Genomic DNA, 22,263 nt, shown 5'->3' on the forward strand with positions numbered 1-22,263 from the left:
GAGCTAGTTGTACGTGGGTTCAATAGGCGGATTCAGTCTCGTCCCGTTGTTGAACCCACGTCAAGTAAAGTGCGGGCATGGTCCCGAACCAGGGCGAGCGCAGCCGCCGCAGACTCAGCACCGCGGCCCGTCGTGAGCAGCTCCTCTCGGTCGGGGCCCGGCTCTTCTCGGAGAGCCCGTACGACGACGTGTGGATCGAGCAGGTGGCCGAGATCGCGGGCGTCTCCCGGGGGCTGCTGTACCACTATTTTCCGACGAAACGTGACTTCTTCGCGGCGGTCGTGGAGCGGGAGAGTGAGCGGATGCTGCGGATGACGGCCGCCGAACCCGGCGTGCCCGCCCGCGAGCAGCTCACCGCGGCCCTGGACGTCTACCTCGACTACGTCCACACGCACGCGCACGGCTTCCGCGCCTTCCACCGTGCGGAGGCCTCCGGTGACCAGGCCGTGCGCCGCGTCTACCGGCAGGCCCAGTCCGCCCAGGAGCGCCAGATCCTCGCGGCCCTCGCGGCCGACCCCGAGTTCGGCCCCGCCCTGGAGCAGCGCCCCGACACCCGCCTGGCGGTACGCGGCTGGCTCGCCTTCACCACGCACGTCTGCCTGGAGTGGCTGCGTACCGAGGAGCTGACGCGGGAACAGGTGCGGGACCTGTGCGCGCGAGCCCTGCTGGGCGTCATCTCCTGACCGTCCCGGTTCCTGTCCTCACCCGGTCCTCCATGTGGGTGACGCGCTCCGTGCTTGGCGTACCCCCCGATCTTCGGTAGGTTAGGTGAGGCTTACCTAAGGAGGTTTCGGGATGGGTGACGAACAGGCAGCCTGGGCGGCCGGACCCGGTGCGGCGGAGCAGGCCCGGTCCCTGCTGGCCGTCGCGTGGTCGTGCACGGTGACGGCGGACGGCGGCCGCGAGGAGTACGTCGGCGCGCACGCCGTCGCCGACGACGGCCGGGTGCTGCTGCACGTGCCCGAGGACGGCGCCCTGCTCACGGCCGCGATCTGCGCCCCGCGCGGCGAGCCGTCCGCCGTGCTGGAGTTCGCCGACGTCGCGCCCGTCCCGGTGCGCAGCCGCATCCGGGCCCGGCTCTGGATGGCCGGCTGGTTCACCCCGAGCGGCGAGCACCTCGTCTTCCGGCCCACCCGCGTGGTGCTGCACCGGCCCTCCGGCGCGGTGGTCGTCGACCTCGACGAGTTCGCCGCCGCCCGGCCCGACCCGCTGGCCGGCGCCGAGGCCGAACTGCTCACGCATCTCGCCGACTCCCACCCGGACGCCGTCGAACGGCTCACCCGGCTCGTAGAGTCCGAGAGCCTGCACGCCGCGACCCGCGTCCAGCCCCTGGCCGTGGACCGGCACGGACTGACCCTGCGCATCGAACGCACCCGTGCCCACGGCGACGTGCGGCTCGCCTTCCACACGCCCGCCGACGACGTCTCCCAGCTCACCGAGCGCATGCACGCCCTGCTGGCCCAGGCGAGCGCGGCCGCCTCCTGCCCGCGGACGCTACAGCGGCAGCGCGCAGACGGCGACCGGTGACGCGAACGGCTCGCCCGCGAGCCGGAGTTCACCGCTGCCCCGGTCGACGGTGAAGACGCTCACGGTGCCGGACCGCTGGTTGGCCGCGAACAGCAGCCCGCCGTCGGGGGAGAAGGCGATCTGGCGCGGGAAGTCCCCGTGCACCGGCACCGTGTCCAGCAGCCGCAGCCGGGCCCCGGCGGCCTCGACCGCGTACCTCGCGAGCGTGTTGTCGCCCCGGTTGGCCAGAAAGGCGTAGGCGCCGTCCGCGGTGACCAGGAACTCGGCCGGGTAGTTGGTGGTGCCGGCGGCGCTGCCGGTGGACTGCGGGTCGCCGACCGTCACCCGGCCGGTCGCCGGGTCGTAACCGCAGACCGCGACCGTGTTGCCCACCTCGTCGGCCAGGTACGCGTACCGTCCGCCCGGATGGAAGGTCAGGTGACGCGGGCCCGCGCCCGGCCCGGTGTGCGCCTGGGCGGCCTCGGTGAGCGTGCCCCGCGCGGGATCGAGGCGGTAGCTGTAGACGGTGTCGGTGCCGAGGTCGACGGCGAGGACGTGCCCGCCGTCCGGACTGGTGACGAACTGGTGGGCGTGCGGCCCCTGCTGACCGGGTCCGGGCGCCGGGCTCGAGTGCGTGACCAGGGCCGTGCGCTCGCCCAGGGCGCCCGTGGCGTCGATCGGGTGCACGGCCACACTGCCCGAGGTGTAGTTGGCGCTCAGCAGCCAGCGGCCGGTCGGATGCACCGAGACGTGACACGGGCCCGCCCCGCCCGTGCTCCGGCTGCCCAGGATCCTGCGGTCCGACAGGCGTACGGCGGTCACGCTCCCGGCCGCGCGCTCGTTCACCGCGTACAGCGTCCGGCCGTCCGGGTGGACCGCCATGTACGACGGGTCGGCGACCCCCGTGAGCGTGCCGGTGCCGGTGATCGCGCCGGTCGCCGGATCGTAGGTGGCGAGGCCGATGCCGGTGCCGCCGCCGTCCACGGAGGTGTAGGTGCCGAGGTAGAGCGGGCGGGGTGCCACGGGCGTCCGCGTGGTGGCGGCGGCCGCCGGGCGCGCTGCCCGGCGTGACCGCTCCGCGGGCGGGGCCGCCGGCGCCGGTACCGCGACCACCGCGGCAACGCCCCCCAGTGCGCCGACGAACCGGCGCCTGCTCCAGCCGCCGCGCGTCCCTGCCGTACCACTGCCCATGCCACGCACCTCAGGTCGTGAGTCACCCCGGACGTGACACACCCTGGCGTGGACCACGGGGGCAGCGCAAGAAAGGCAACGTCCGTTGCATCAGGCGCAACGGCCTCACCAGTCGCCGCCCGTCACCGGCTTGCCCTGCGCGTCCTTCAGCGGGACCACCTGCCCCGGGTCCGGCTGCTGCCAGGGCTCCAGGTCGTCGCCGAGCCAGTCGCCGACCGGCTTGACGGCCTCCAGGATGTCAGGGGCGGCGAGGTCCTGGGCGTCCTGGTCGTAGTAGTCGTACCAGGGCAGTCCCGCCCGGGTGTACGCCGCCCGGTCCACCGGCGACGGCGGGGGTGCCTCGCCCGTGATGCGCCGCCACTGCGGCGGCGTGACCAGGTGCACGAAGACGCGCCCGGCCGGGGTCTCGGCCCAGTCGCCCGGCGGCCGGTCGTCCTCGTACACCTCCTGGCGCATCGAGCCGCCGACGCCCAGGCCCATCCCGGCCGGCCCGGCCGCCGGAGCCGCGCCGGGGGCCGGTGCGGGGAGAGCGGACATCATCGGCAGGGCCGCGCCGTAGCCGCCGGCCGCTCCGGGCCCGCGCATGCGCTCCCGCCGCAGCCGCTCCTGCCGCAACCGCTCCGCGCGCCGCCACTCGGCGAGCGGGCCGTCCCGGAGGGTGAAGGACTGCAGCTGCACCCCGCCCCACACCTCCTCGCCGGTGACCTGGCCCTCCACCGTGGCGCCCAGCCCGAGCGGCACCGCCACGAACTGGCGGACCGTGCCCTTCCCGGAGTTGATCCCGTCCAGCCACGGCTGGCGCGGCAGCACCAGGTAGTTCTGCGGATTCCGGGACAGCCGGTCACGCCACGGCTCGCCGGACACCGCGCACACCTTGCCGACGCCGACCTGGAGCGCGGCCGGTTCCGCCGTACCCGCGAAGCTCAGCCACATCGCCTCACGCAGGTACACCGGCAGCATCACCCCGCCCCGGGCCCGCCACTCCTGCGGAACCGTGTCCGGGTAGTCGCTCACCCGCCGCACGGGGAACTCGCCGAGCCCCGGCGGCAGCAGATGCGTGCCCGTCTCCGGCAGCCGCAGCGTGCGCACGAACCGCACCGCCACCCCGCCCGGCAGCCGCAGTGTGTTCCCGTCGATCCGCACCGCCGTGTCCGTCATCGGCGTACCCCCTTCCCCGCCCGTGACGGAGAACGTCCGGGACCACCGCCCTGGTTCCGCCGCAGCCGCTCCGGTACGCCCACCCGCTCCCGCAGCCAGGTCAGCCACGGCCGCTTGGCCCGCTGCTCCCCTGAAACCCGGTCCAGCTCCTCCAGCAGGCGGCGCGTGCGGTGCTCGGTGTCCAGCTCGTCGAGGAGCCGGTTGACCTCGGTCAGCACGGCGCCGAGCAGCTGCCAGTTCCGGTCGTCGTTGCGGACCTCGTCCTGGAGCAGCTCGGCGAGCTTGTCACGGGTGCCGGACGCGGCGTGCAGTTCGGCGGCGAGCCGGGCCTCGGCCGACTCGGCGTTCTCGCTGATACTCGTGGTCACCAGCACCGCGAAGCTGACCACGGCGTCGGCGATCTGGGACAGCAGCTGTTCCACGGCCGCACCCGCGTCCGACGCGAACAGCGGCTCGGGCTCGCGGGCCTTTGCCAGGTCGGTGAAGGTGCGGGCCAGCACACGCAGCACGACCGTGCAGATCTCCAGCGTGTCCAGGCCGGTCCGCAGCACCACCCGGTGCAGCAGGCCCTCCCGGACCCGCGGGTTGAGCCGCAGGCTGTCCTCCGCCTGCCGCAGCGCCGCGTCCACCTCGACGATGGCGTGGTCCAGCCGGCGGGCCTCGTGCAGCCGCGCGGCGGCCTGCTGCCAGGGCATGATCTCCGCCGCCTCCTCACCCATCCGCAGCATCAGCTGCCGCAGCCGGCGCGCCAGGCCCTCGATCGACTCCCCGGCCTCGTCCACCCACACCGGCGGCGGGAGCAGCAGGTTGCAGCCCATGCCGACGACCGCGCCGATCAGGGTCTCCACGATCCGCGCCCACGCGGTACTGCTGATGGTGGTGACCCCCAGCACCAGCATGGCGCTGATCGCCACCTCCGGGATGTACTCGTCGACGCGCACCAGGTGCCCCACCGCGAGCGAGGCCACGATCAGCAGGGCCAGGCTCCACCAGGTCAGCCCCACCAGCTGACTGAAGGCGATGGCGACCAGCACCCCGGCCACCACCGCGTTGACCCGGCGGAAGCCGTTGGTCAGGGTGGCGTACAGGGTCACCTGGACGACCAGCAGCGCGGTCAGCGGGGCGGTGAGCGGTGCCGGCTCAGGGCTCAGGTGGAGGGCGAGGACGTAGGCGATCGTGGCCGCGGTGGCCGACCGCAGCGTCTGCACGACCACCGGGTCCCGGTGCCGCCGCAGGAGTCGCGACAGCCCCTCGGTCCACTTCCGTACGTTTTGCATCCCTTGGCCTGTTCCCACTCGGGCGTCACGGCGAACGTGTTTTCCACAGATCACTCACGCGCCGGTGGCCGCTTGACCAGAGTCGATTACGGAGGGTCCCCGGTGCGCCGCCCGCCCGTCGGCAACCGAACGCCAGACCGACGCGTCTTCTGTATCCGAGGTGCTGAACGGTCTGGTGGGGCGGAAGGGTTGGGGGCGATGAACTTCGGCGCGGTGCTGTGCACGGTGGCCGGCCTGGGGCTGCTCGTGGCCGCGGTGCACGAGGCCTCGGTGGTGCACCGGCTGCGGCGGCACGGGGTGCGCACCTGGGGACTCGTCGTGGACAACGTGCGCACCACGGACCGGAACGGGCCGAAGTGGGTCCCGGTCGTCGCCTTCACGGACCGCCTCGGGTACCGGGTGGAGTTCTCGCCGAGGATCCAGGGGGCCGGCCTGGGGCTGGCCAGGGGACGCCAGGTGGAGGTCGTCTACCTGGCGCAGAATCCGCAGATCGCCCGGGTGCGCATGTGGCGGCACGTCGTGGGGCCGGTGGTGCTCCTGACGTTCGGCGCCGTGGTCTTCCTGGGGTTCGGAGTGCTCATCGCCGTGACGGGCTGAGACCGGAAAACACCGCGACCGGGCCGGCCGTGATCGGCTAGGGTCGGCCGGCATCGGACCGGTCACAGGGGGAACCCGATGGAACTCACGGACCCCGCCACGGCGCGGGGCGCGGCCGCGCTGCGCCATGTCGCCGCGCTGTCCTCGGGACCGCCCCTCGACCCCGGTCTGCGCATCACCCTGAACTTCCACCCCGACCGGCTCTCGTCCGGCCTGCCGGTCCTGGAGGCGCTCGCCCGGGACGGCGCCTACCACTCCCAGTTCGTCACCGGCACCAGCAACGGCGGGCTCACCGCGCACCCCGGCGGCGACCGCCGGCGCTGGGAGAGCCGGATCTTCGGCGGGACCTACGACGACGCACACCCGGCCGAGCGGCCGGTGTACGGGGCGCTGGACTTCCGCCGCCAGGCGGTAGGCGCGGCCCCCCGGTTCGGTTCCTCGTATCTCCGCCTGACCGGACGCGCCCTTCAGCGAGCCACCTTCTGCTACCCCGACAGCGCGGCCGAGCCCACGGACTTCGGCGTGGCCGCCGGCACCCACCTGCTCGCCCTGGCCGAGGCCGGCCGGCGGGACGCCCTCGACGACTACGTCGAGGCCCAGGTGCACGGCGGGGTACGGCTCGACCGGGACGTCGAGGCCCTGGTCCTGGACGCCTGCTACCGCGACACGCCCGTGGCGGCCGCCGCCCGCCGGCTGCCCTTCCCGGTCGAATGGCACCCCGGCTACCGGCTCACCGTGCCCGAACTGCGCCGGCACGCCGGCTACCGGGGCCCCGAGTACGCCGAACTCGGCGCCGCGATCGCGGAGAAGGGCGTGGTCGACCCCCGGATCATCGGCACCGCGGCCCGCACCGGCCGGTACGCCGTCCAGGACCTGAAGATGGTCTGGCACACGCTGGCCCGCTTCGGTGCCCCGCCAGGCGCGGGTACGGCCTACTCGGCCGGGGCGGGCGGCCAGACACCCGGCCTGAGCACGCCCAAGGCGTAGGCGCGGGCGACCAGTTCGGTGCGGTTGGCCGCGTCCCAGCGGGCCGAAACACGGCGCAGGTGGTAGGTGACGCCGTCCCTGGTCAGGCCCAGCTCACGGGCGGCCCGCTCGGTGGTCGCGCCCCCGGCCAGCAGCGCCAGCACCCGCCCCTCGACCGGCGTGACCCGTGGAGGCTCGGCCCGCGCCATCTCGCGCTCACCGTCCACCCGCAACATCACCAGCAGCGACGGCGTCTCGCCCACCGCCTCGCTCACCGGGTCGGCCGTCAGCTCCCCGTACCGCTCGGCCCCGCCGGACGACCGCCACCGTACCGACACCTGGTACCGCGAGCGGTGCCGCAGCCGCAGCGCCTCGGCGATCCGTTCCACCTGGGCCTCCTCCTGCGGACGGAACAGCTCCAGCTCGTCCCGGCCGCGCAGCCGCCCCGGTGTCGTGCCGCACTCGGCGGCCATCGCCGGGTTGGCCAGCACGACCAGCCCGTACACGTCGCACACCGCGACCGGCACCGCCACCCGGTCGAACAGCGTCAGGGCGCGATTGCGCCACACCACGCCGTCGAGCCCGCCCGCCTTCACGCCCACGTCAGCTCCCTTCGGCTTCATCCAAGGCGACCACCGAGGCCAGAGGCAACTTCACCGGTCCCGCGCAAGAGCCGACGGACACGTTCCACTGCACGATCGTGTAGTACGACGGCGCCGGGTCCCACCCGGGCGGGACCACGCTGGATCACAGGACTTTCCGTACCGCGAAAGGCAGTTGTCGCGCCATGCCCCCCACCGCGCCGCACCCCGACCCCGCACCCGCCCTGCCCGGCGTCCCCGTCGTCGACATCACCGCCACCGGCCCCGGCCGCACCCCGATCCAGCAGGTCATGAACCTGATGCGGGAGCACGGACCGGTCCTCGTACGACGGCTGCACGGGCGGGACACCCTGTTCGTCGCCGACGCCGACCTGGTCGCCGAACTCGCCAACGAGCAGCGCTTCGCCAAGCACGTCGGACCCGCCCTGGAGAACGTCCGCGCCTTCGCCGCCGACGGGCTGTTCACCGCGTACAACGACGAGCCCAACTGGGCCAAGGCGCACGACATCCTGATGCCCGCCTTCGCCCTCGGCTCGATGCGCACCTACCACCCGGTGATGGTGAAGGTCGCCCGCCGGCTCATCGAGTCCTGGGACCGGGCCGCCCGCGACGGCCGCCCCGTCGACGTGCCGGACGACATGACCCGGATGACCCTCGACACCATCGGCCTGGCCGGCTTCGGCTACGACTTCGGCTCCTTCGGGCGTGCCGAACCCCACCCGTTCGTCGAGTCCATGGTCCGCTGCCTGGAGTGGAGCATGACCCGGCTGGCCCGCCGGCCCGGCACCGACCACTCGGCGGCCGACGCGGCCTTCCGCGACGACGCCGGCTACCTCGCCCGGGTCGTCGACGACGTCATCGCCGCCCGCACCGGCGCCGACCAGAGCACGGCCGAGGACCTGCTGGGCCTCATGCTCTCCGCCCGGCACCCCGAGGACGGCACCACCCTGGACCGCGCCAACATCCGCAACCAGGTCATCACCTTCCTCATCGCGGGCCACGAGACCACCTCCGGCGCGATGTCCTTCGCCCTGTACTACCTGGCCAAGCACCCCACCGCGCTGCAGCTGGTGCAGCGCGAGGCCGACGCCCTGTGGGGCGACACCGCCGACCCGGAGCCGACCTACGACGAGGTCGGCCGCCTGGCGTACACCCGGCAGGTCCTCAACGAGGCGCTGCGGCTGTGGCCGACCGCCGCCGCGTTCGGCCGGCACGCCCTGGAGGACACCCTCCTCGGCGGCCGGATCCCGCTGCGGGCCGGACAGGCCGTCACCGTGCTGGCCCCGATGCTGCACCGCCAGCCGGTCTGGGGCGACAACCCCGAGCTGTTCGACCCCTCCCGGTTCACCCCGGAGGCCGAGGCGGCCCGCCCGGTGCACGCCTTCAAGCCGTTCGGTACCGGTGAACGTGCCTGCATCGGGCGGCAGTTCGCCCTCCACGAGGCGACCATGCTGCTGGCCATGCTGGTGCACCGCTACCGGCCGCACGATCACGCGGACTACTCGCTCAGCGTCAAGGAGACCCTCACCCTCAAGCCCGAGGGCTTCACCCTGACCCTCACCCCGCGCACCCCCGCCGACCGCGTCCACCAGCCCCTGCCGGGGGCCCGGGCGACGGCCGGGCACGCCCCGCACACGACGGCCGCCCTCCCGCCCCGGGTCCGCTCCGGCACCGGTGCCCTCCTCCTGCACGGCAGCAACTACGGCACCTGCCGCGGATTCGCCGCCCGGCTCGCCGACGAGGCGGGCGAGATCGGCTGCGCCACCGAGGTGGCGCCCCTGGACGCATACGCCACCGGACTCCCCGCCGACCGCCCCGTCGTCATCACCGCCGCCTCCTACAACGGCCGCCCCACCGACGACGCGACCGCCTTCGCCGCCTGGCTCGACGGCGCCCCCGACCTCACCGGAGTGACCTACGCCGTCCTCGGCGTCGGCGACCGCAACTGGGCCGCGACCTACCAGCACTTCCCGACCCGCGTCGACGCCCGGCTCGCCGAACTCGGCGCCACCCGCCTGCTCGACCGCGCCGCCGCCGACGCCTCGGGCGACCTCGGCGGCACGGTCCGCGAGTTCACCGCCCGGCTGCGCACCGCCCTGCTGGAGCACTACGGCGACCCCGATGCCGTTCCCACGCCGGAGCCCACCGCCGCGTACGAGGTCCGCACCCTGACCGGCGGCCCCCTCGACACCCTCGCCGAGCGTCACGGACTGTCCCCCATGACCGTCACCGAGGCGTACGACCTCACCGCTCCGGGCTACAGCCGCACCAAGCGCTTTTTGCGGATCGCCCTGCCCGAGGACGTCACCTACCGCACCGCCGACCACCTCACCGTTCTCCCCGCCAACGATCCGGCGCTGGTCGACCGCGCGCTCACCGCCCTCGGCGCCGACCCCGACACCGTCCTCGACATCCGCGCCACCCGCCCGCGCCGCGACGGCCTCGCCGTCGACCGCCCGCTCACCGCCCGCCAACTCCTCACCCACCACGTCGAGTTGCAGGAGCGGCCGAACTCCCGCCAGCTGTCCCTCCTGGCCGCGGCGAACCCCTGCCCGCCGGAGCGGGCCGCCCTCGCCGCCCTGCGCGACGACCCGCGCACCCTTGTCGAGATCATCGAGGACCACCCCGCCCTGCGCGGTGCCCTCGACTGGGCCGGCCTCCTGGACCTCCTCACCCCCCTGCAGCCCCGGCACTACTCGATCTCCTCGTCCCCGGCCGCCGACCCCCGCCACGCCGACCTGATGATCTCCCTCCTGGAGGGCCCCGCGCGCTCCGGCAAGGGCACCTACCGCGGCACCGGCTCCGGCCACCTGACCACCCTGCGTCCCGGCGACACGGTGTACGCCCGCGTCCAGCCCTGCCGTGAGGCCTTCCGCATCGACGACACCGCGCCGGTCGTCATGATCGCGGCCGGTACCGGCCTGGCCCCCTTCCGCGGCGCCATCGCCGACCGCACCGCGGCCCTCGCGGAGGGCACCCGGCTCCGGCCCGCCCTCTGCTACTTCGGCTGCGACGCGGCCGAGGCCGACTACCTGCACGCCGAGGAGCTGCACGCCGCGCAGGCGGCCGGCGCCGTCTCCCTGCGCCCGGCCTTCAGTACGGCGGGCACCTTCGTCCAGCACCGCATCGCCGCCGAGGCGGACGAGGTGTGGGCGCTGCTGGCGGAGGGCGCCCGGGTGTACGTCTGCGGCGACGGCAGCCGAATGGCCCCGGGGGTCCGGGAGGCGTTCCGCACGATGTTCCGGGACCGCGTCCCCGGGGAAAATCCCGACGAATGGCTCAACTCCCTGGTGGCGGACGGCCGCTTTGTGGAGGATGTATACGCGTCGAGCTGATCGGCGCCGCCGCCCGCAGCGCCCCGTGAGGGGTGCGGGGAACTGCGCGAGCGACCACGACGAACCTCCCGCCCGCGTACGATCTCCCCCAGCACGGTGCGACCCGGCATCAACCCCTCCTTAGCTCACAGCGTGAACTAAGGGTTGGGAAAATATCGCTTCCGGCCCCCCGAAGGAGTATGTTGCAGGTCGGGCAGGGTTCGTGAAGGGAGCGGAGCCACATGGCGGGGCGGAACGGGCGCACGGTACGCGACCTCAGACGGGCCAACCGCACGGCCGTACTGCAGCGGCTCTACTTCGACGGCCCCCTCAGCCGCTTCGAGCTGGGCCCGGCCACGGGCCTGAGCTCCGGCTCGGTGAGCAACGTGGTCGCCGACCTGGTCGCCGACGGCCTGGTCGAGGAGGCCGGCAGCGTCGACTCCGACGGCGGCCGCCCCCGCACCCTGCTGCGCGTCGCCCCGCGCAGCGGTCACATGATCGGCGTGGACGTGGGCGAGACCCGGGTCCGGGTCGAGCTGTTCGACCTCAACCTCACCGAACTGGCCCGTGTCGAGCGCCCCCTGGAGCAGCAGGGCTACGACGTCGGGGTGATCGTCGGCCACATCCGGGACGGTATCGACGAGGTCCTCGCCACCGAGGGCGCCTCGCCCGAACTGCTCCTCGGTGTCGGCGTCGGCGTCCCCGGCATCATCGAGCACACCGAGGACCGGGGCGCCGTCGTGCACGGCCAGACCATCGGCTGGGACGCCGTCCCGCTGGAGGAACTGCTCCGCTCCGGCTGCCGGCTCCCGGACTCCGTGCGGTACTTCATCGACAACGGCGCGAAGACCCTGGGCCAGGCCGAGATGTGGTTCGGCGCCGGGCGCGGCGCGGACAACGCGGTCGTGGTGCTCTTCGGCTCCGGTGTCGGCGCCTGCCTGGTCACCGCCGACGTGGAGAACGGCCGGGCGGTCGAATGGGGACACCTGACCGTACGGGTGCGGGGCCGCCGCTGCCGCTGTGGCGCGCTCGGCTGCCTGGAGGCGTACGCCGGCGCCGAGTCGTTGCTCGCCCGCTGGCGCGAGGAGGGCGGCCGGCCCGACGAGGGCATCGACGAGGAGAGCGCGCTCACCGCGATGCTCGCCGCGGCCTACCCCTCCGAGGGCACCGAGGCCGACCCGGTCGCGCTCGCCGTCCTCGAGGAGACCGCCGAGTACCTGGGCGCCGGTCTCTCCGACCTGATCAACCTCTTCCAGCCCGAGCGCATCCTGATCGGCGGCTGGGCTGGCCTCCAGCTCGGTGCCCGCTTCCTGCCCGCCGTACGCCGGTACGCGACCACATACGCGCTGCGCCACCCCGCCGAGCAGGTCACCATCGACCTCGGCCGGCTGGGCCCGGACGCGGTCACCGTCGGCGCCGCGATCCTCCCCCTCGCCGACTTCTTCAGCCGCGGCGGCCGCCGCGCGGAACCGGCGACCGAGGACCGCCTCCCCGCCTGGCGCGCGGCCCTGGAGGAACGCAGCCCCCGCTGACCTCACGCGCCCCGCCGGTCCCACGTTTCGCCCGGCTCCGCCGCGGTACTCGCCCGTCGCCAGGAAGGTGGCGGAACGACGCGAGGGGAGTACGCCGTGGGCGAGAAGCAGGACGGCAAGCCGGTGCCCCGGGACCTGCCGGACCAGCAGGCCGGTTCCGGCCAGGACCCGTGGGAGGCGGCGGACAGCACACGGCCCGAGGACCGCGGCGACCGTCCCGAGCCCGACCTCCCCGACCCCGACGAGGCCGGCGCCGGCCCCGACGGCACCCCGCGCTCGGGTTCGGTGCACCCCGAGAGCCCGGTCCCCGACGAGCCGTCGGCCTGAGGCCGAGGCAACTGGGAGGAACGCACATGACCCTCGCCGACCGACTCCGCTCCTGGCCCGTCTACCGCCAGCTCACCGGCCCCGACCGCACCGGCCGGGGCGCGGCCGCCAAGTCGCCGCACACCGGGAACCTGCGCCCCCGCACCGAGACCGCCGAACGAGTCGTGCAGTCGGTGTGCCCGTACTGCGCGGTCGGCTGCGGCCAGCAGATCTACGTCCGGGACGAGAAGGTCGTCCAGATCGAGGGTGACCCGGCCTCCCCGGTCAGCCGCGGCCGCCTGTGCCCCAAGGGCTCGGCCACCCTCCAGCTCACCACCGGACCCGCCCGCGAGCACCAGGTCCTGTACCGGCGCCCGCACGGCACCGACTGGGAGCCCCTCGACTTGGACACGGCCATGGACATGGTCGCCGACCGCGTGATCCGCACCCGGCGCGAGACCTGGGAGTGGGAGTACGAGGGCATGCGCACCGCCCGCACCATGGGCATCGCCAGTCTCGGCGGCGCGACCCTCGACAACGAGGAGAACTACCTCATCAAGAAGCTGCTGACCGGCCTCGGCGTGGTCCAGGTGGAGAACCAGGCCCGGGTCTGCCACAGCTCCACCGTCGCCGGGCTCGGCACCTCCTTCGGCCGCGGCGGCGCCACCACCTTCATGCAGGACCTCCAGCACGCCGACTGCATCGTCATCGAGGGCTCCAACTTCGCCGAGTGCCACCCGGTCGGCTTCCAGTGGGTGATGGAGGCCAAGCTGCGCGGCGCCACGATCATCGACGTCGACCCCCGCTTCAACCGCACCAGCGCCCTCGCCGACCTGTACGTCCCGATCCGCGCCGGCACCGACATCGCCTTCCTCGGCGGGATCATCAACCACGTCCTGACCGAGGAGAAGGACTTCCGCGAGTACGTCCTGAAGTACACCAACGCGGCCACCCTGGTCGGCGAGGACTTCCGGGACACCGAGGACCTCGACGGCGTCTTCTCCGGCCTCGACGAGGAGAAGGCCCACTACGACCCGCGCAGCTGGCAGTACGAGGGCGTCGAGGTGCAGCAGCCGACGGGCGAGGCCGACGAGCAGTACGAGGACCGCACCCGCAAGTCCGCGGGCGCCGAGGCACACGGCTCCGGCGGCGCCCGCACCGGTCACCGGGCTCCCACCGACGAGACGCTCCAGCACCCGCGCTGCGTCTACCAGGTCCTCAAGCGCCACTACGCCCGCTACACCCCCGAGATGGTGGAGAACGTCTGCGGGATCCCGCGCGAGACCTTCCGGCAGGTCTGCGACGCCCTGACCGAGAACTCGGGCCCCGACCGCACCAGCGCCTTCTGCTACGCCGTCGGCTGGACCCAGCACTCCACCGGCAGCCAGTTCATCCGCGCCGCGTGCGTCCTGCAGCTGCTGCTCGGCAATATCGGCCGCCCCGGCGGCGGCATCCAGGCGCTGCGCGGCCACGCCTCCATCCAGGGCTCCAGCGACATCCCCACCCTCTTCAACCTGCTGCCCGGCTACATCCCGATGCCGCACGCCCACGAGGACATGAACCTGGACAACTTCATCGAGGCGAGCCGCACGGGGAAGGGCTTCTGGTCGAACATGCGGGCCTACGCCGTGAGTCTCCTCAAGGCGTACTACGGCGACGCGGCCACCCCCGAGAACGACTTCTGCTTCGACCACCTCCCCAGGCTGACCGGCTCGCACTCCACCTACGACACGGTCATGGCCCAGCTCGACGGCGTGTGCAAGGGCTACTTCCTCATGGGCGAGAACCCGGCCGTCGGCTCCGCCAACACCCGCCTCCAGCGGCTCGGCATGGCCAACCTGGAGTGGCTGGTGGTCCGGGACTTCTCCCTCATCGAGTCGGCGACCTGGTGGAAGGACGGCCCGGAGATCGAGACCGGCGAGCTGCGCAGCGAGGACATCGGCACCGAGGTGTTCTTCTTCCCGGCGGCCGCCCACACCGAGAAGTCCGGCTCCTTCACCAACACCAACCGGTGGGTGCAGTGGCACCACACGGCGGTCGAACCCGAGGGCGACGCCCGCAGCGACCTGTGGTTCATGTACCACCTGGGCCGCCGCATCCGGGAGAAGCTGGCCGGCTCCACCGACCCCATGGACCGGCCGATCCTCGACCTGGCCTGGGACTACCCGGTCAGCGGCGAGCTGGACGAGCCGGTCGCCGACGCCGTGCTCGCCGAGATCAACGGCCACGGTCCGGACGGTGCGCCGCTGAGCGCCTACACCCAGCTGAAGGACGACGGCTCCACCCGCTGCGGCTGCTGGATCTACTGCGGTGTCTACGCGGACGGCGTCAACCAGGCCGCCCGCAGGAAGCCCGAGTGGGAGCAGGACTGGGTGGCCGCCGAATGGGCCTGGGCCTGGCCGGCCAACCGTCGCATCCTCTACAACCGCGCCTCCGCCGCCCCCGACGGCACCCCGTGGAGCGAACGCAAGAAGTACCTCTGGTGGGACCCGGAGGAGGGGAAGTGGACCGGCCGGGACGTCCCGGACTTCGTCCCCGACCGGCCGCCCGGCTACGAGCCCGGCGAGGACGCCGAGGGCGTGGCCGCACTGCGCGGCGACGACCCGTTCATCATGCAGGCCGACGGCAAGGGGTGGCTCTACACGCCGGCCGGTCTGGAGGACGGCCCGCTGCCCACCCACTACGAACCCCAGGACTCCCCGTTCCCCAACGCCCTCTACCCCTCCACCCCGCGCAGCCCGGTGCGTCAGCTGCTGCCCCGCGAGGGCAACCGCTACCACCCGAGCGGGGACGAGAAGGGCGCCGAGGTCTTCCCGTACGTCGTGACCACGCACCGGCTCACCGAGCACTTCACGGCGGGCGGCATGAGCCGCTGGTCGGAGTACCTCTCCGAACTGCAGCCGGAGTTCTTCTGCGAGGTCTCGCCCGCCCTGGCCCGCGAACGCGGCCTGGAGAACGGCGGCTGGGCCACGATCGTCACCGCCCGCAACGCCGTCGAGGCCCGGGTCCTGGTCACGGACCGCATCCGGCCGCTGCGCGTCCAGGGCCGCACCGTCCACCAGATCGGCCTGCCCTTCCACTGGGGGCCGAACGGCGTCGCGCGGGGCGACGCGGCCAACGAGCTGGTGTCCATCGCCCTCGACCCCAACGCCCACATCCAGGAGGACAAGGCGCTCTCCGCCGACATCATGGCCGGCCGCCGCCCTCGCGGGCCCGACCTGCCGAAGCTGGTCGCCGAGTACCGCAGGCGGGCCGGCATCACCGCGGCCACCGGAACGGAGGTGCGCAAGTGACCGAGGACCGCGTCGGGTTCTTCACCGACACCTCCGTCTGCATCGGCTGCAAGGCCTGCGAGGTCGCCTGCAAGGAGTGGAACGCCATCCCCGAGGACGGCCTCTCCCTGACGGGCATGTCGTACGACAACACCGGGGCGCTCGGCGCCTCCACCTGGCGGCACGTGGCCTTCATCGAACAGCCACGCCCGGACGGCCGTACCCAACTCCCGCTGGTGGACGGCGGACCGGACAACGGTGGCGGTGACGGCGGCGGCGGTGACGGCGGCGGCGACCTGCGCTGGCTGATGTCCTCCGACGTGTGCAAGCACTGCACCCACGCCGCCTGCCTCGACGTGTGCCCCACCGGTGCGCTGTTCCGCACCGAGTTCGGCACGGTCGTCGTCCAGGAGGACATCTGCAACGGCTGCGGCTACTGCGTGTCCGCCTGCCCCTACGGCGTCATCGAGCAACGCCCCTCCGACGGGCGGGTGTTCAAGTGCACCCTGTGCTACGACCGGCTCGGCGCGGGACAGGAACCGGCCTGCGCCAAAGCCTGCCCGACCGAGTCCATCCAGTTCGGCCCCCTCGACGAACTCCGCGAGCGGGCCGCCCTGCGCGTCGACCAGCTGCACGAACAGGGCGTCACCGACGCCCGGCTGTACGGCCACGACCCGGACGACGGGGTCGGCGGCGACGGCGCGTTCTTCCTGCTGCTGGACGAACCCGAGGTGTACGGACTGCCCCCGGCCCCCGTGGTCACCACCCGTGACCTGCCCGCCATGTGGAAGCACGCGGGCGTCGCCGCCCTGTCCCTGCTGGGCGGTGCGGCCGCCTGCTTCGCGGCCGTGGCCGCGGCAGGAAAGTCGGCAGGAAGGGGCGGGCGATGAGCGAGCCGGAGCGCGGCGGCCGCAGGCGGCGTGGCCGGGGCGGCCGGGGTGAGCAACCGGTCGTGCCACGGGCCGAGTTCGGCTCCTACTACGGCCGCCCCATCATCAAGCCGCCGTCCTGGGCCGCCCCCGACATCGCCGGGTACTTCTTCCTCGGCGGGCTGGCCGGCGCCGGGTCGGTCCTCGCGGCCGGCGCGCACCTGACCGGCCGTACCACGACCGCCAGGGCGCTGAAGGTGTCGTCGCTCGCCGCCGTGTCGCTGTCGGCCGCCGCGCTCATCCATGACCTGGGCAGGCCGGGCCGGTTCGCGAACATGCTGCGGGTGTTCAAGCCCACCTCGCCGATGAGCATGGGTTCCTGGCTGCTCGGGGCCTACGGGCCCGCGGCGGGTGCGGCCGCCGCCAGCGCCGTCAGCGGCCGGCTGCCGCGGCTCGGGGGCGCGGCGACCGGCGCGGCGGGGCTGCTGGGACCGGCGGTCGCCACGTACACCGCGGTGCTGGCCGCCGACACCGCCGTACCCGCCTGGCACGGTGCCCACCGTGAACTGCCGTACCTGTTCGCCGCGTCGGCCACGGCCGCGGCGGCCGGCATGGCCCTGGTGACGGGGCCCGCCCGGGAGAACGCGCCGGCGCGCTGTGCCGCCGGGCTGGCGGCGCTGGCCGACGCGGCGGTGGAGCGGGCGGCCGAGCGGCGGCTGGGCCTGGTCGCCGAGACCTGGCAGGAAGGGCGCGCCGGGACCCTGCTGCGGGCCGCGCGGTACCTCACCGTGGGCGGTGCGCTCGGAGCCGTCCTGCTCGGCGGCCGGCGGGTGCCCGCGGCCGCCTCGGGGCTCGCGCTGCTGGCCGGTTCTGCATGCACGCGGTTCGGCGTGTTCGCGGCGGGCGTGGCGTCGGCGGAGGACCCGAAGTACACGGTGGTCCCGCAGCGGGAGCGCGCCGGAGCCGCCTGACCCGGCAGGTGCTCAGGCGAACGCGTTCACGCCCGTCAGCTCGGCCGACAGGTCCCACAGCCGGGCGGCCTGCTCCGGGTCGACGGCCCAGGCCTTCACGCCGGTCGGCTCGCCCTCGACGGCGGGTTCGGCGACGTCGCAGTCCTCCAGGTACACCCCGCCCAGGTCCGCCAGCTGCGCGGAGGTGGCCGCCCAGGTCTGGGTGGCCGCACCCTGCTCGGGTGTCTTCAGGCCCGCGACCTCCAGCACGTTGCCCTGCTCGTCCGTCCAGCCGCGCTCGATCTTCTCCGCGAGGGGGATGTGCCGCTGGAGCGGGGTCATGATGCCGCCCGGGTGCAGGGCGAAGGCGCGTACGCCCGAGTCCCGGCCCAGCCGGTCGAGGTGCACGGCGAACAGCACGTTCGCGGTCTTGGCCTGGCCGTACGCCTCCCACTTGTCGTAGCCGCGGCGCCACTGGACGTCGTCCCAGCGCATCCCGGAGAAGTGGTGGGCGCGCGAGGAGACCGACACGACCCGGGCGCCGCCGGGCGCGAGGGCCGGCCAGAGCCGGTTGACGAGGGCGAAGTGCCCGAGGTGGTTGGTGGCGAACTGGGCCTCCCAGCCGGGTCCGACCCGGGTCTCCGGGCAGGCCATGATCCCGGCGCTGCCGATCATGAAGTCGACGGTCCGCCCGGAGGCCAGGAACCGCTCCGCGAAGCCGCGCACGCTCTCCAGGTCACCGAGGTCGAGTTCGTCCACCTCGACCCCGTCGAGCCCGGTCAGCGCCTCCCGCGCGGTCTCGGCGCGCCGTGCGGGGACGACGACGTGGGCGCCGGCCCTGGTGAGGGCCCGGGTGGTCTCCAGCCCGATCCCGGAGTAGCCGCCGGTGACGATCGCGAGCCGGCCGCCGAGGTCGAGCCCGGCCAGGACCTCGTCGGCCGTGCTGTCCGCGCCGAAGCCGGAACCGATCTTGTGCTGAGGTGTCGTAGCGCTCATGACCCGAACGCTACGAATTGGAGTGCGCTCGAAGTCAAGCGCGTGTTCCCGGGGCGGCCGGAGCGGTCCCGAGCGGTCCCGAACAGGGGAAAGCCCCGGTCGCGACGGGGGATTCGCGGCCGGGGCGGTCAGGTGGTGGGCACGGATGGCGGTCGCCTCTCGGCGAAACGCTCCACAGGGCTTCAGCCGAACGATCGTCCCTGTGGGCAAAAGGTGAGGCCCGGGGACACTGTCCCATCCGCACCCACGGCTGGTTCAACGGACAACCACCCCTGGGTGTTCCGGAGCCGCACGTGACGCGTGTCACTCCGTGGCCAGCGGGCTGTCCGCCAGCGAACCGAGCAGGTCGGCGGGGTCGGCGTAGATCTCCTCCGCCCCGGCGGCCACCAGGTCCGAGCGCGGTATCCCGCCGCACAGCACCCCCACACAGCGCACCCCGGCCTTGGTGCCCGCCCGCATGTCCCACACCGTGTCCCCGACGAACACCGCCCGGTCCGCCGGCACCCCGGCCAGCTCCAGGGCGTGCTCCACCGGCTCCGGCGCCGGTTTGCCGCGGGCCACGTCGTCGGCGCTCGCGGTGGCGTCGATCGCGTCGTCGGCGTCCATCGCGCGGCGCAGCGCGGCCAGCTCGGGGCCGCTCGCCGAGGTGGCCAGCACCACCCGCCAGCCGTCCCGGTGCAGGCGCCGCAGCAGCTCGCCGGCGCCCGGCAGCGGGGCGAGCCGGTCGAAGAACTGCCCGTACAGCGCGGTGTGCGCGGCGCTGAGACCGTCGTCCTGGCTCTTGTCGCGGTCCTCGCCCAGGAGATGGGCGATCAGGTCGCCCGAGCCGAGCCCGACGGAGTGGTGCACGGCGTTCATGGTGACCTCGTGGCCGGCCTGTCTGAAGGCCTCCCACCAGGTCGTGACGTGCAGGTGGTTGGTGTCGACGAGGGTCCCGTCGACGTCGAACACGGCAGCCCGCTGCATCGCTCGGCGCCCCTTCCTGTCGTACGGCCCTTGGGTACCGGGTACCGCGTCAGGCGCCGGTCACGCGTGCCGGGACCCGTCCCTCGCGGGTCCAGGCCAGCAGCTCCTCCGCGGACCAGGTGGTCACCACCCGGTCGGCGGGCACCGCGCACTCCTCGGCCCGGGCGCAGCCGAGGATCTGCCAGTCGAGCTGGCCGGGGGCGTGGGCGTCGGTGTCGACCGCGAGGAGCACCCCGGCGCCGACGGCACGGCGCAGCAGCCGGCGGGGCGGGTCGAGCCGCTCGGGGCGGCTGTTGATCTCCACGGCCGTACCGGACTCGGCGCAGGCGGCGAACACCTCGTCCGCGTCGAACTCGGACTCCGGCCGCCCCCGCCCGGTGACCAGGCGGCCCGTGCAGTGGCCGAGGACGTCGGCGTGCGGGTCGCGGACGGCGGCCACCATGCGCCGGGTCATCGAGCGGGCGTCCATCCGCAGCTTGGAGTGGACCGAGACGACGACCACGTCGAGCCGCTCCAGCAGCTCCGGCTCCTGGTCCAGCGAGCCGTCCTCCAGGATGTCGCACTCGATGCCGGTGAGCAGCCGGAACGGCGCCCAGGAGGCGTTGAGCCGGGCCACCACGGCCAGCTGCTCGCGCAGCCGCTCCGGGGACAGCCCGCGCGCCACGGTGAGCCTGGGGGAGTGGTCGGTGAGGACCGCCCAGTCGTGCCCGAGGGCCGCCGCGGTGCGGCCCATCTCCTCGATCGGGCTGCCGCCGTCGGACCAGTCCGAGTGCAGGTGGCAGTCCCCGCGCAGCAGCTCCCGCAGCCCGGACCCGGGGCCGACCGCGGGTTTGCCCGTTTCTTCCTCAAGTCTGCGCAAATATCCGGGCAAATCTCCGGCCAGCGCCTCCTGGACCACCTGGGCGGTCTTCGGGCCCACGCCGCGCAGCGACTCCAGGGTGCCGGCCCGCGCCCGCGCGGCGACCTCGCCGGCGGGCAGAGCGGCCAGAACCCTTGCGGCGGTGCGGAACGCGCGGACCCGGTAGGTGGGCGCCAGTGACCGTTCCAGCAGGAAGGCGATGCGTTCCAGCGCCTCGACGGGATCCATGGCCACCTCCACCGTCAGGGTGACTCAGGCCGGTCACTTCCGCCCCAGGAGATCTACCCTCGATTGCATGACCGAGATAGCGAGCCCGTACATCTCCCAGCCGCGGATCCTGGTGCTCGGGGTCATGACCGGCCGGCCCGGCACCCCGCCCTTCCGCATCGTGGAGATCGACGGGGAGGTGGTCTGCCAGGCGCGCACCGTCACGGACGTACTGGAGGTGGCCGCGTCCTTCGGGATCCAGGTCCACGACCTGGACGACCCGGACGTGGTCCGCTGGGTGGGCGGGGACAAGTTCACCTGGACGCCCCGCCCGGCACGCCGCTAGCCGGCGCGCGCCGCGCTCAGCCGACCGTCCACTTCTGGTTGGCGCCGCCCGAGCAGGTCCAGATCTGCAGCCGGGTGCCGTTGGCCGAGTTGTTGCCGGTGACGTCCAGGCACTTGTTCGCCTGTGGGTTCACGATGTCGTGCGCCGAGGACACGGCCCACTTCTGGGCGGCCGTGCCGTTGCAGTCGTAGAGCTGGACGGTCGTGCCGTCCGCCGTGCCGCCGCCGGTGACGTCCAGGCACTTGCCGAGCGCGCGGATGGTGCCGTCGCTGCCGACGGTCCACTGCTGCGCGGCGGTGCCGTTGCAGTCGTAGAGGTCGACGGGCGTGCCGTTGGCGGTGTTCGCCCCGGCCACGTCCACGCACTTGCCGGCCAGGCCCTTGATCGCGACCCCGGTGGCGCTGTCACTGGTCGTCACCGACACCGAGTCCACGACCAGCTGCGCCGGGAAGGCGGTCGAGCTGTCCGGGTCGCCCGGCCAGTAGCCGCCCACGGCCAGGTTCAGGATCAGGAAGAACGGCTTGTTGAACGCCCAGGTGTTGCCGCCCACGTCGGCGGGGGTCCGGGTCTCGTAGACGGTGCCGTCGACCGACCACTTGATCGAGTTGGGTGCCCAGTCGACCGCGAAGGTGTGGAAGCCGTCCGCGAAGGCCTGGCCGTTCGGCAGCGAGTAGGCCGCGCCTATCCCGTTCGAGCCGGAGTAGCCGGGACCGTGGATGGTGCCGTGCACGGTCGACGGCTCGTAACCGACGTTCTCCATCACGTCGATCTCACCGGAGTTCGGCCAACCGACCGACCCGATGTCGGTGCCGAGCATCCAGAAGGCCGGCCACATGCCCTGCCCGCGCGGGATCTTCATCCGCGCCTCGACGTGCCCGTACTGTGCGCTGAACTTCCCGGAGGTGTTCATCCGGGCCGAGGTGTACTGGCAGGTGCCGTACCAGCACTGGTAGTTGGCGGGGTTCTCCTTCTTGGCCGTGATGACCAGGTGCCCCTGGCCGTCGAGGGCCGCGTTGTTGGTGCCCGAGGTGTAGTACTCGCGCTCGTGGTTGTTGACGTTGTCGCCGGTCTCCAGCGTCCACTTGGAGGAGTCGACCGGCGAACCGGCGGCCCCGTCGAAGTTGTCGGAGAAGGTCGTGGCGGCCGCGCTCGCGTCGGCGGCCTCGGCCCGGTGCGCGGGACCGACCGCGACGGACCCGACCAGGGCGGCGGCGGACAGGGCAGCGAAGAGACATCTGCGGAGCAGTCGTGGCGAGGCCATGGCGCTCCCTTCCGTACGGCGGCCGGGCGCGGGTAGGCGTCCGGCCGGGGTGGGGGGTAGGGGTTACGCCTGTTGATTTAAGGAGTGA

General features: G+C 73.4%; 19 protein-coding genes. 11 read left to right on the forward strand and 8 right to left on the reverse strand.

Annotated elements, in window-relative coordinates; all coding sequences use genetic code 11:
* Window positions 1-77: 77 nt before the first annotated feature.
* Together ACFY0K_RS02295 and ACFY0K_RS02300 are read left to right on the forward strand one after the other, a co-directional pair.
* Complete coding sequence (locus tag ACFY0K_RS02295; RefSeq protein WP_382721599.1) at window positions 78-683, forward strand: TetR/AcrR family transcriptional regulator; 606 nt, start codon at window positions 78-80, stop codon at window positions 681-683.
* A 112-nt stretch (window positions 684-795) separates the two neighbouring features.
* Window positions 796-1,527 carry a DUF2470 domain-containing protein gene (locus ACFY0K_RS02300; RefSeq protein ID WP_390638199.1) on the forward strand — a complete coding sequence of 244 codons (732 nt, stop codon included), beginning with the start codon at window positions 796-798 and terminating at the stop codon, window positions 1,525-1,527.
* On the opposite strand, the gene ACFY0K_RS02305 is transcribed toward ACFY0K_RS02300, so the two are convergent.
* The 3 genes from ACFY0K_RS02305 to ACFY0K_RS02315 form a co-directional block, all read right to left on the reverse strand.
* Entirely contained in the window at window positions 1,495-2,697 is a 1,203-nt protein-coding gene (locus tag ACFY0K_RS02305; RefSeq protein ID WP_390638200.1) for a lactonase family protein, read from the reverse strand. The genes ACFY0K_RS02300 and ACFY0K_RS02305 overlap by 33 nt on opposite strands.
* A 105-nt stretch (window positions 2,698-2,802) precedes the next feature.
* Entirely contained in the window at window positions 2,803-3,855 is a 1,053-nt protein-coding gene (locus ACFY0K_RS02310; protein WP_390638201.1) for a hypothetical protein, read from the reverse strand.
* Window positions 3,852-5,132, reverse strand: coding sequence for an aromatic acid exporter family protein (locus tag ACFY0K_RS02315; RefSeq protein WP_390638202.1), 1,281 nt, complete (start codon window positions 5,130-5,132; stop codon window positions 3,852-3,854). The genes ACFY0K_RS02310 and ACFY0K_RS02315 overlap by 4 nt, the downstream gene beginning before the upstream one ends.
* Window positions 5,133-5,330: 198 nt before the next feature.
* Between ACFY0K_RS02315 and ACFY0K_RS02320 the strand changes: the two genes are divergently transcribed.
* Window positions 5,331-5,729: a DUF3592 domain-containing protein gene (locus ACFY0K_RS02320; protein WP_390638203.1), complete on the forward strand. Its 399-nt coding sequence runs from the start codon at window positions 5,331-5,333 to the stop codon at window positions 5,727-5,729.
* A gap of 78 nt (window positions 5,730-5,807) precedes the next feature.
* Window positions 5,808-6,716, forward strand: coding sequence for a DUF3626 domain-containing protein (locus tag ACFY0K_RS02325; RefSeq protein ID WP_390638204.1), 909 nt, complete (start codon window positions 5,808-5,810; stop codon window positions 6,714-6,716).
* On the opposite strand, the gene ACFY0K_RS02330 is transcribed toward ACFY0K_RS02325, so the two are convergent.
* Window positions 6,662-7,291, reverse strand: a complete 630-nt coding sequence (locus ACFY0K_RS02330) for a PAS domain S-box protein (RefSeq protein WP_390638837.1) — start codon at window positions 7,289-7,291, stop codon at window positions 6,662-6,664. The two genes, ACFY0K_RS02325 and ACFY0K_RS02330, sit on opposite strands and share 55 nt — an antisense overlap.
* Window positions 7,292-7,482: 191 nt before the next feature.
* Here ACFY0K_RS02330 and ACFY0K_RS02335 point away from each other — a divergent pair, with 191 nt between their 5' ends.
* The 6 genes from ACFY0K_RS02335 to nrfD all read left to right on the forward strand — a co-directional run bounded on the left by ACFY0K_RS02335 (window position 7,483) and on the right by nrfD (window position 17,561).
* Window positions 7,483-10,632, forward strand: a complete 3,150-nt coding sequence (locus ACFY0K_RS02335) for a bifunctional cytochrome P450/NADPH--P450 reductase (RefSeq protein ID WP_390638205.1) — start codon at window positions 7,483-7,485, stop codon at window positions 10,630-10,632.
* Between the two features lie 221 nt (window positions 10,633-10,853).
* Entirely contained in the window at window positions 10,854-12,143 is a 1,290-nt protein-coding gene (locus ACFY0K_RS02340) for an ROK family protein (RefSeq protein ID WP_390638206.1), read from the forward strand.
* Between the two features lie 96 nt (window positions 12,144-12,239).
* Window positions 12,240-12,470 (forward strand): hypothetical protein, encoded by a 231-nt coding sequence (locus ACFY0K_RS02345; protein ID WP_390638207.1) that lies wholly within the window; start codon window positions 12,240-12,242, stop codon window positions 12,468-12,470.
* A gap of 26 nt (window positions 12,471-12,496) precedes the next feature.
* Window positions 12,497-15,742 (forward strand): formate dehydrogenase, encoded by a 3,246-nt coding sequence (gene fdh, locus ACFY0K_RS02350; protein WP_390638208.1) that lies wholly within the window; start codon window positions 12,497-12,499, stop codon window positions 15,740-15,742.
* Window positions 15,739-16,611: a 4Fe-4S dicluster domain-containing protein gene (locus ACFY0K_RS02355; protein ID WP_390638209.1), complete on the forward strand. Its 873-nt coding sequence runs from the start codon at window positions 15,739-15,741 to the stop codon at window positions 16,609-16,611. The genes fdh and ACFY0K_RS02355 overlap by 4 nt, the downstream gene beginning before the upstream one ends.
* Window positions 16,608-17,561: an NrfD/PsrC family molybdoenzyme membrane anchor subunit gene (gene nrfD / locus ACFY0K_RS02360; RefSeq protein ID WP_388599007.1), complete on the forward strand. Its 954-nt coding sequence runs from the start codon at window positions 16,608-16,610 to the stop codon at window positions 17,559-17,561. The genes ACFY0K_RS02355 and nrfD overlap by 4 nt, the downstream gene beginning before the upstream one ends.
* A 12-nt stretch (window positions 17,562-17,573) precedes the next feature.
* On the opposite strand, the gene ACFY0K_RS02365 is transcribed toward nrfD, so the two are convergent.
* The 3 genes from ACFY0K_RS02365 to ACFY0K_RS02375 form a co-directional block, all read right to left on the reverse strand.
* On the reverse strand, window positions 17,574-18,536 hold the full coding sequence (locus tag ACFY0K_RS02365; protein WP_390638210.1) for an SDR family NAD(P)-dependent oxidoreductase: 963 nt from the start codon (window positions 18,534-18,536) through the stop codon (window positions 17,574-17,576).
* A 303-nt stretch (window positions 18,537-18,839) separates the two neighbouring features.
* Window positions 18,840-19,502, reverse strand: a complete 663-nt coding sequence (locus ACFY0K_RS02370; RefSeq protein WP_390638211.1) for an HAD family hydrolase — start codon at window positions 19,500-19,502, stop codon at window positions 18,840-18,842.
* Between the two features lie 49 nt (window positions 19,503-19,551).
* Window positions 19,552-20,589, reverse strand: coding sequence for a PHP domain-containing protein (locus ACFY0K_RS02375; protein WP_390638212.1), 1,038 nt, complete (start codon window positions 20,587-20,589; stop codon window positions 19,552-19,554).
* 67 nt (window positions 20,590-20,656) lie between these two features.
* On the opposite strand from ACFY0K_RS02375, the gene ACFY0K_RS02380 reads away from it, so the two are divergent.
* Window positions 20,657-20,914 (forward strand): hypothetical protein, encoded by a 258-nt coding sequence (locus ACFY0K_RS02380; protein ID WP_351955198.1) that lies wholly within the window; start codon window positions 20,657-20,659, stop codon window positions 20,912-20,914.
* A gap of 16 nt (window positions 20,915-20,930) precedes the next feature.
* On the opposite strand, the gene ACFY0K_RS02385 is transcribed toward ACFY0K_RS02380, so the two are convergent.
* Window positions 20,931-22,175, reverse strand: coding sequence for a ricin-type beta-trefoil lectin domain protein (locus ACFY0K_RS02385; protein ID WP_390638213.1), 1,245 nt, complete (start codon window positions 22,173-22,175; stop codon window positions 20,931-20,933).
* Window positions 22,176-22,263: the final 88 nt, after the last annotated feature.

The sequence above is a fragment of the Streptomyces sp. NPDC001507 genome (assembly GCF_042894765.1).
Lineage (GTDB): Bacteria > Actinomycetota > Actinomycetes > Streptomycetales > Streptomycetaceae > Streptomyces.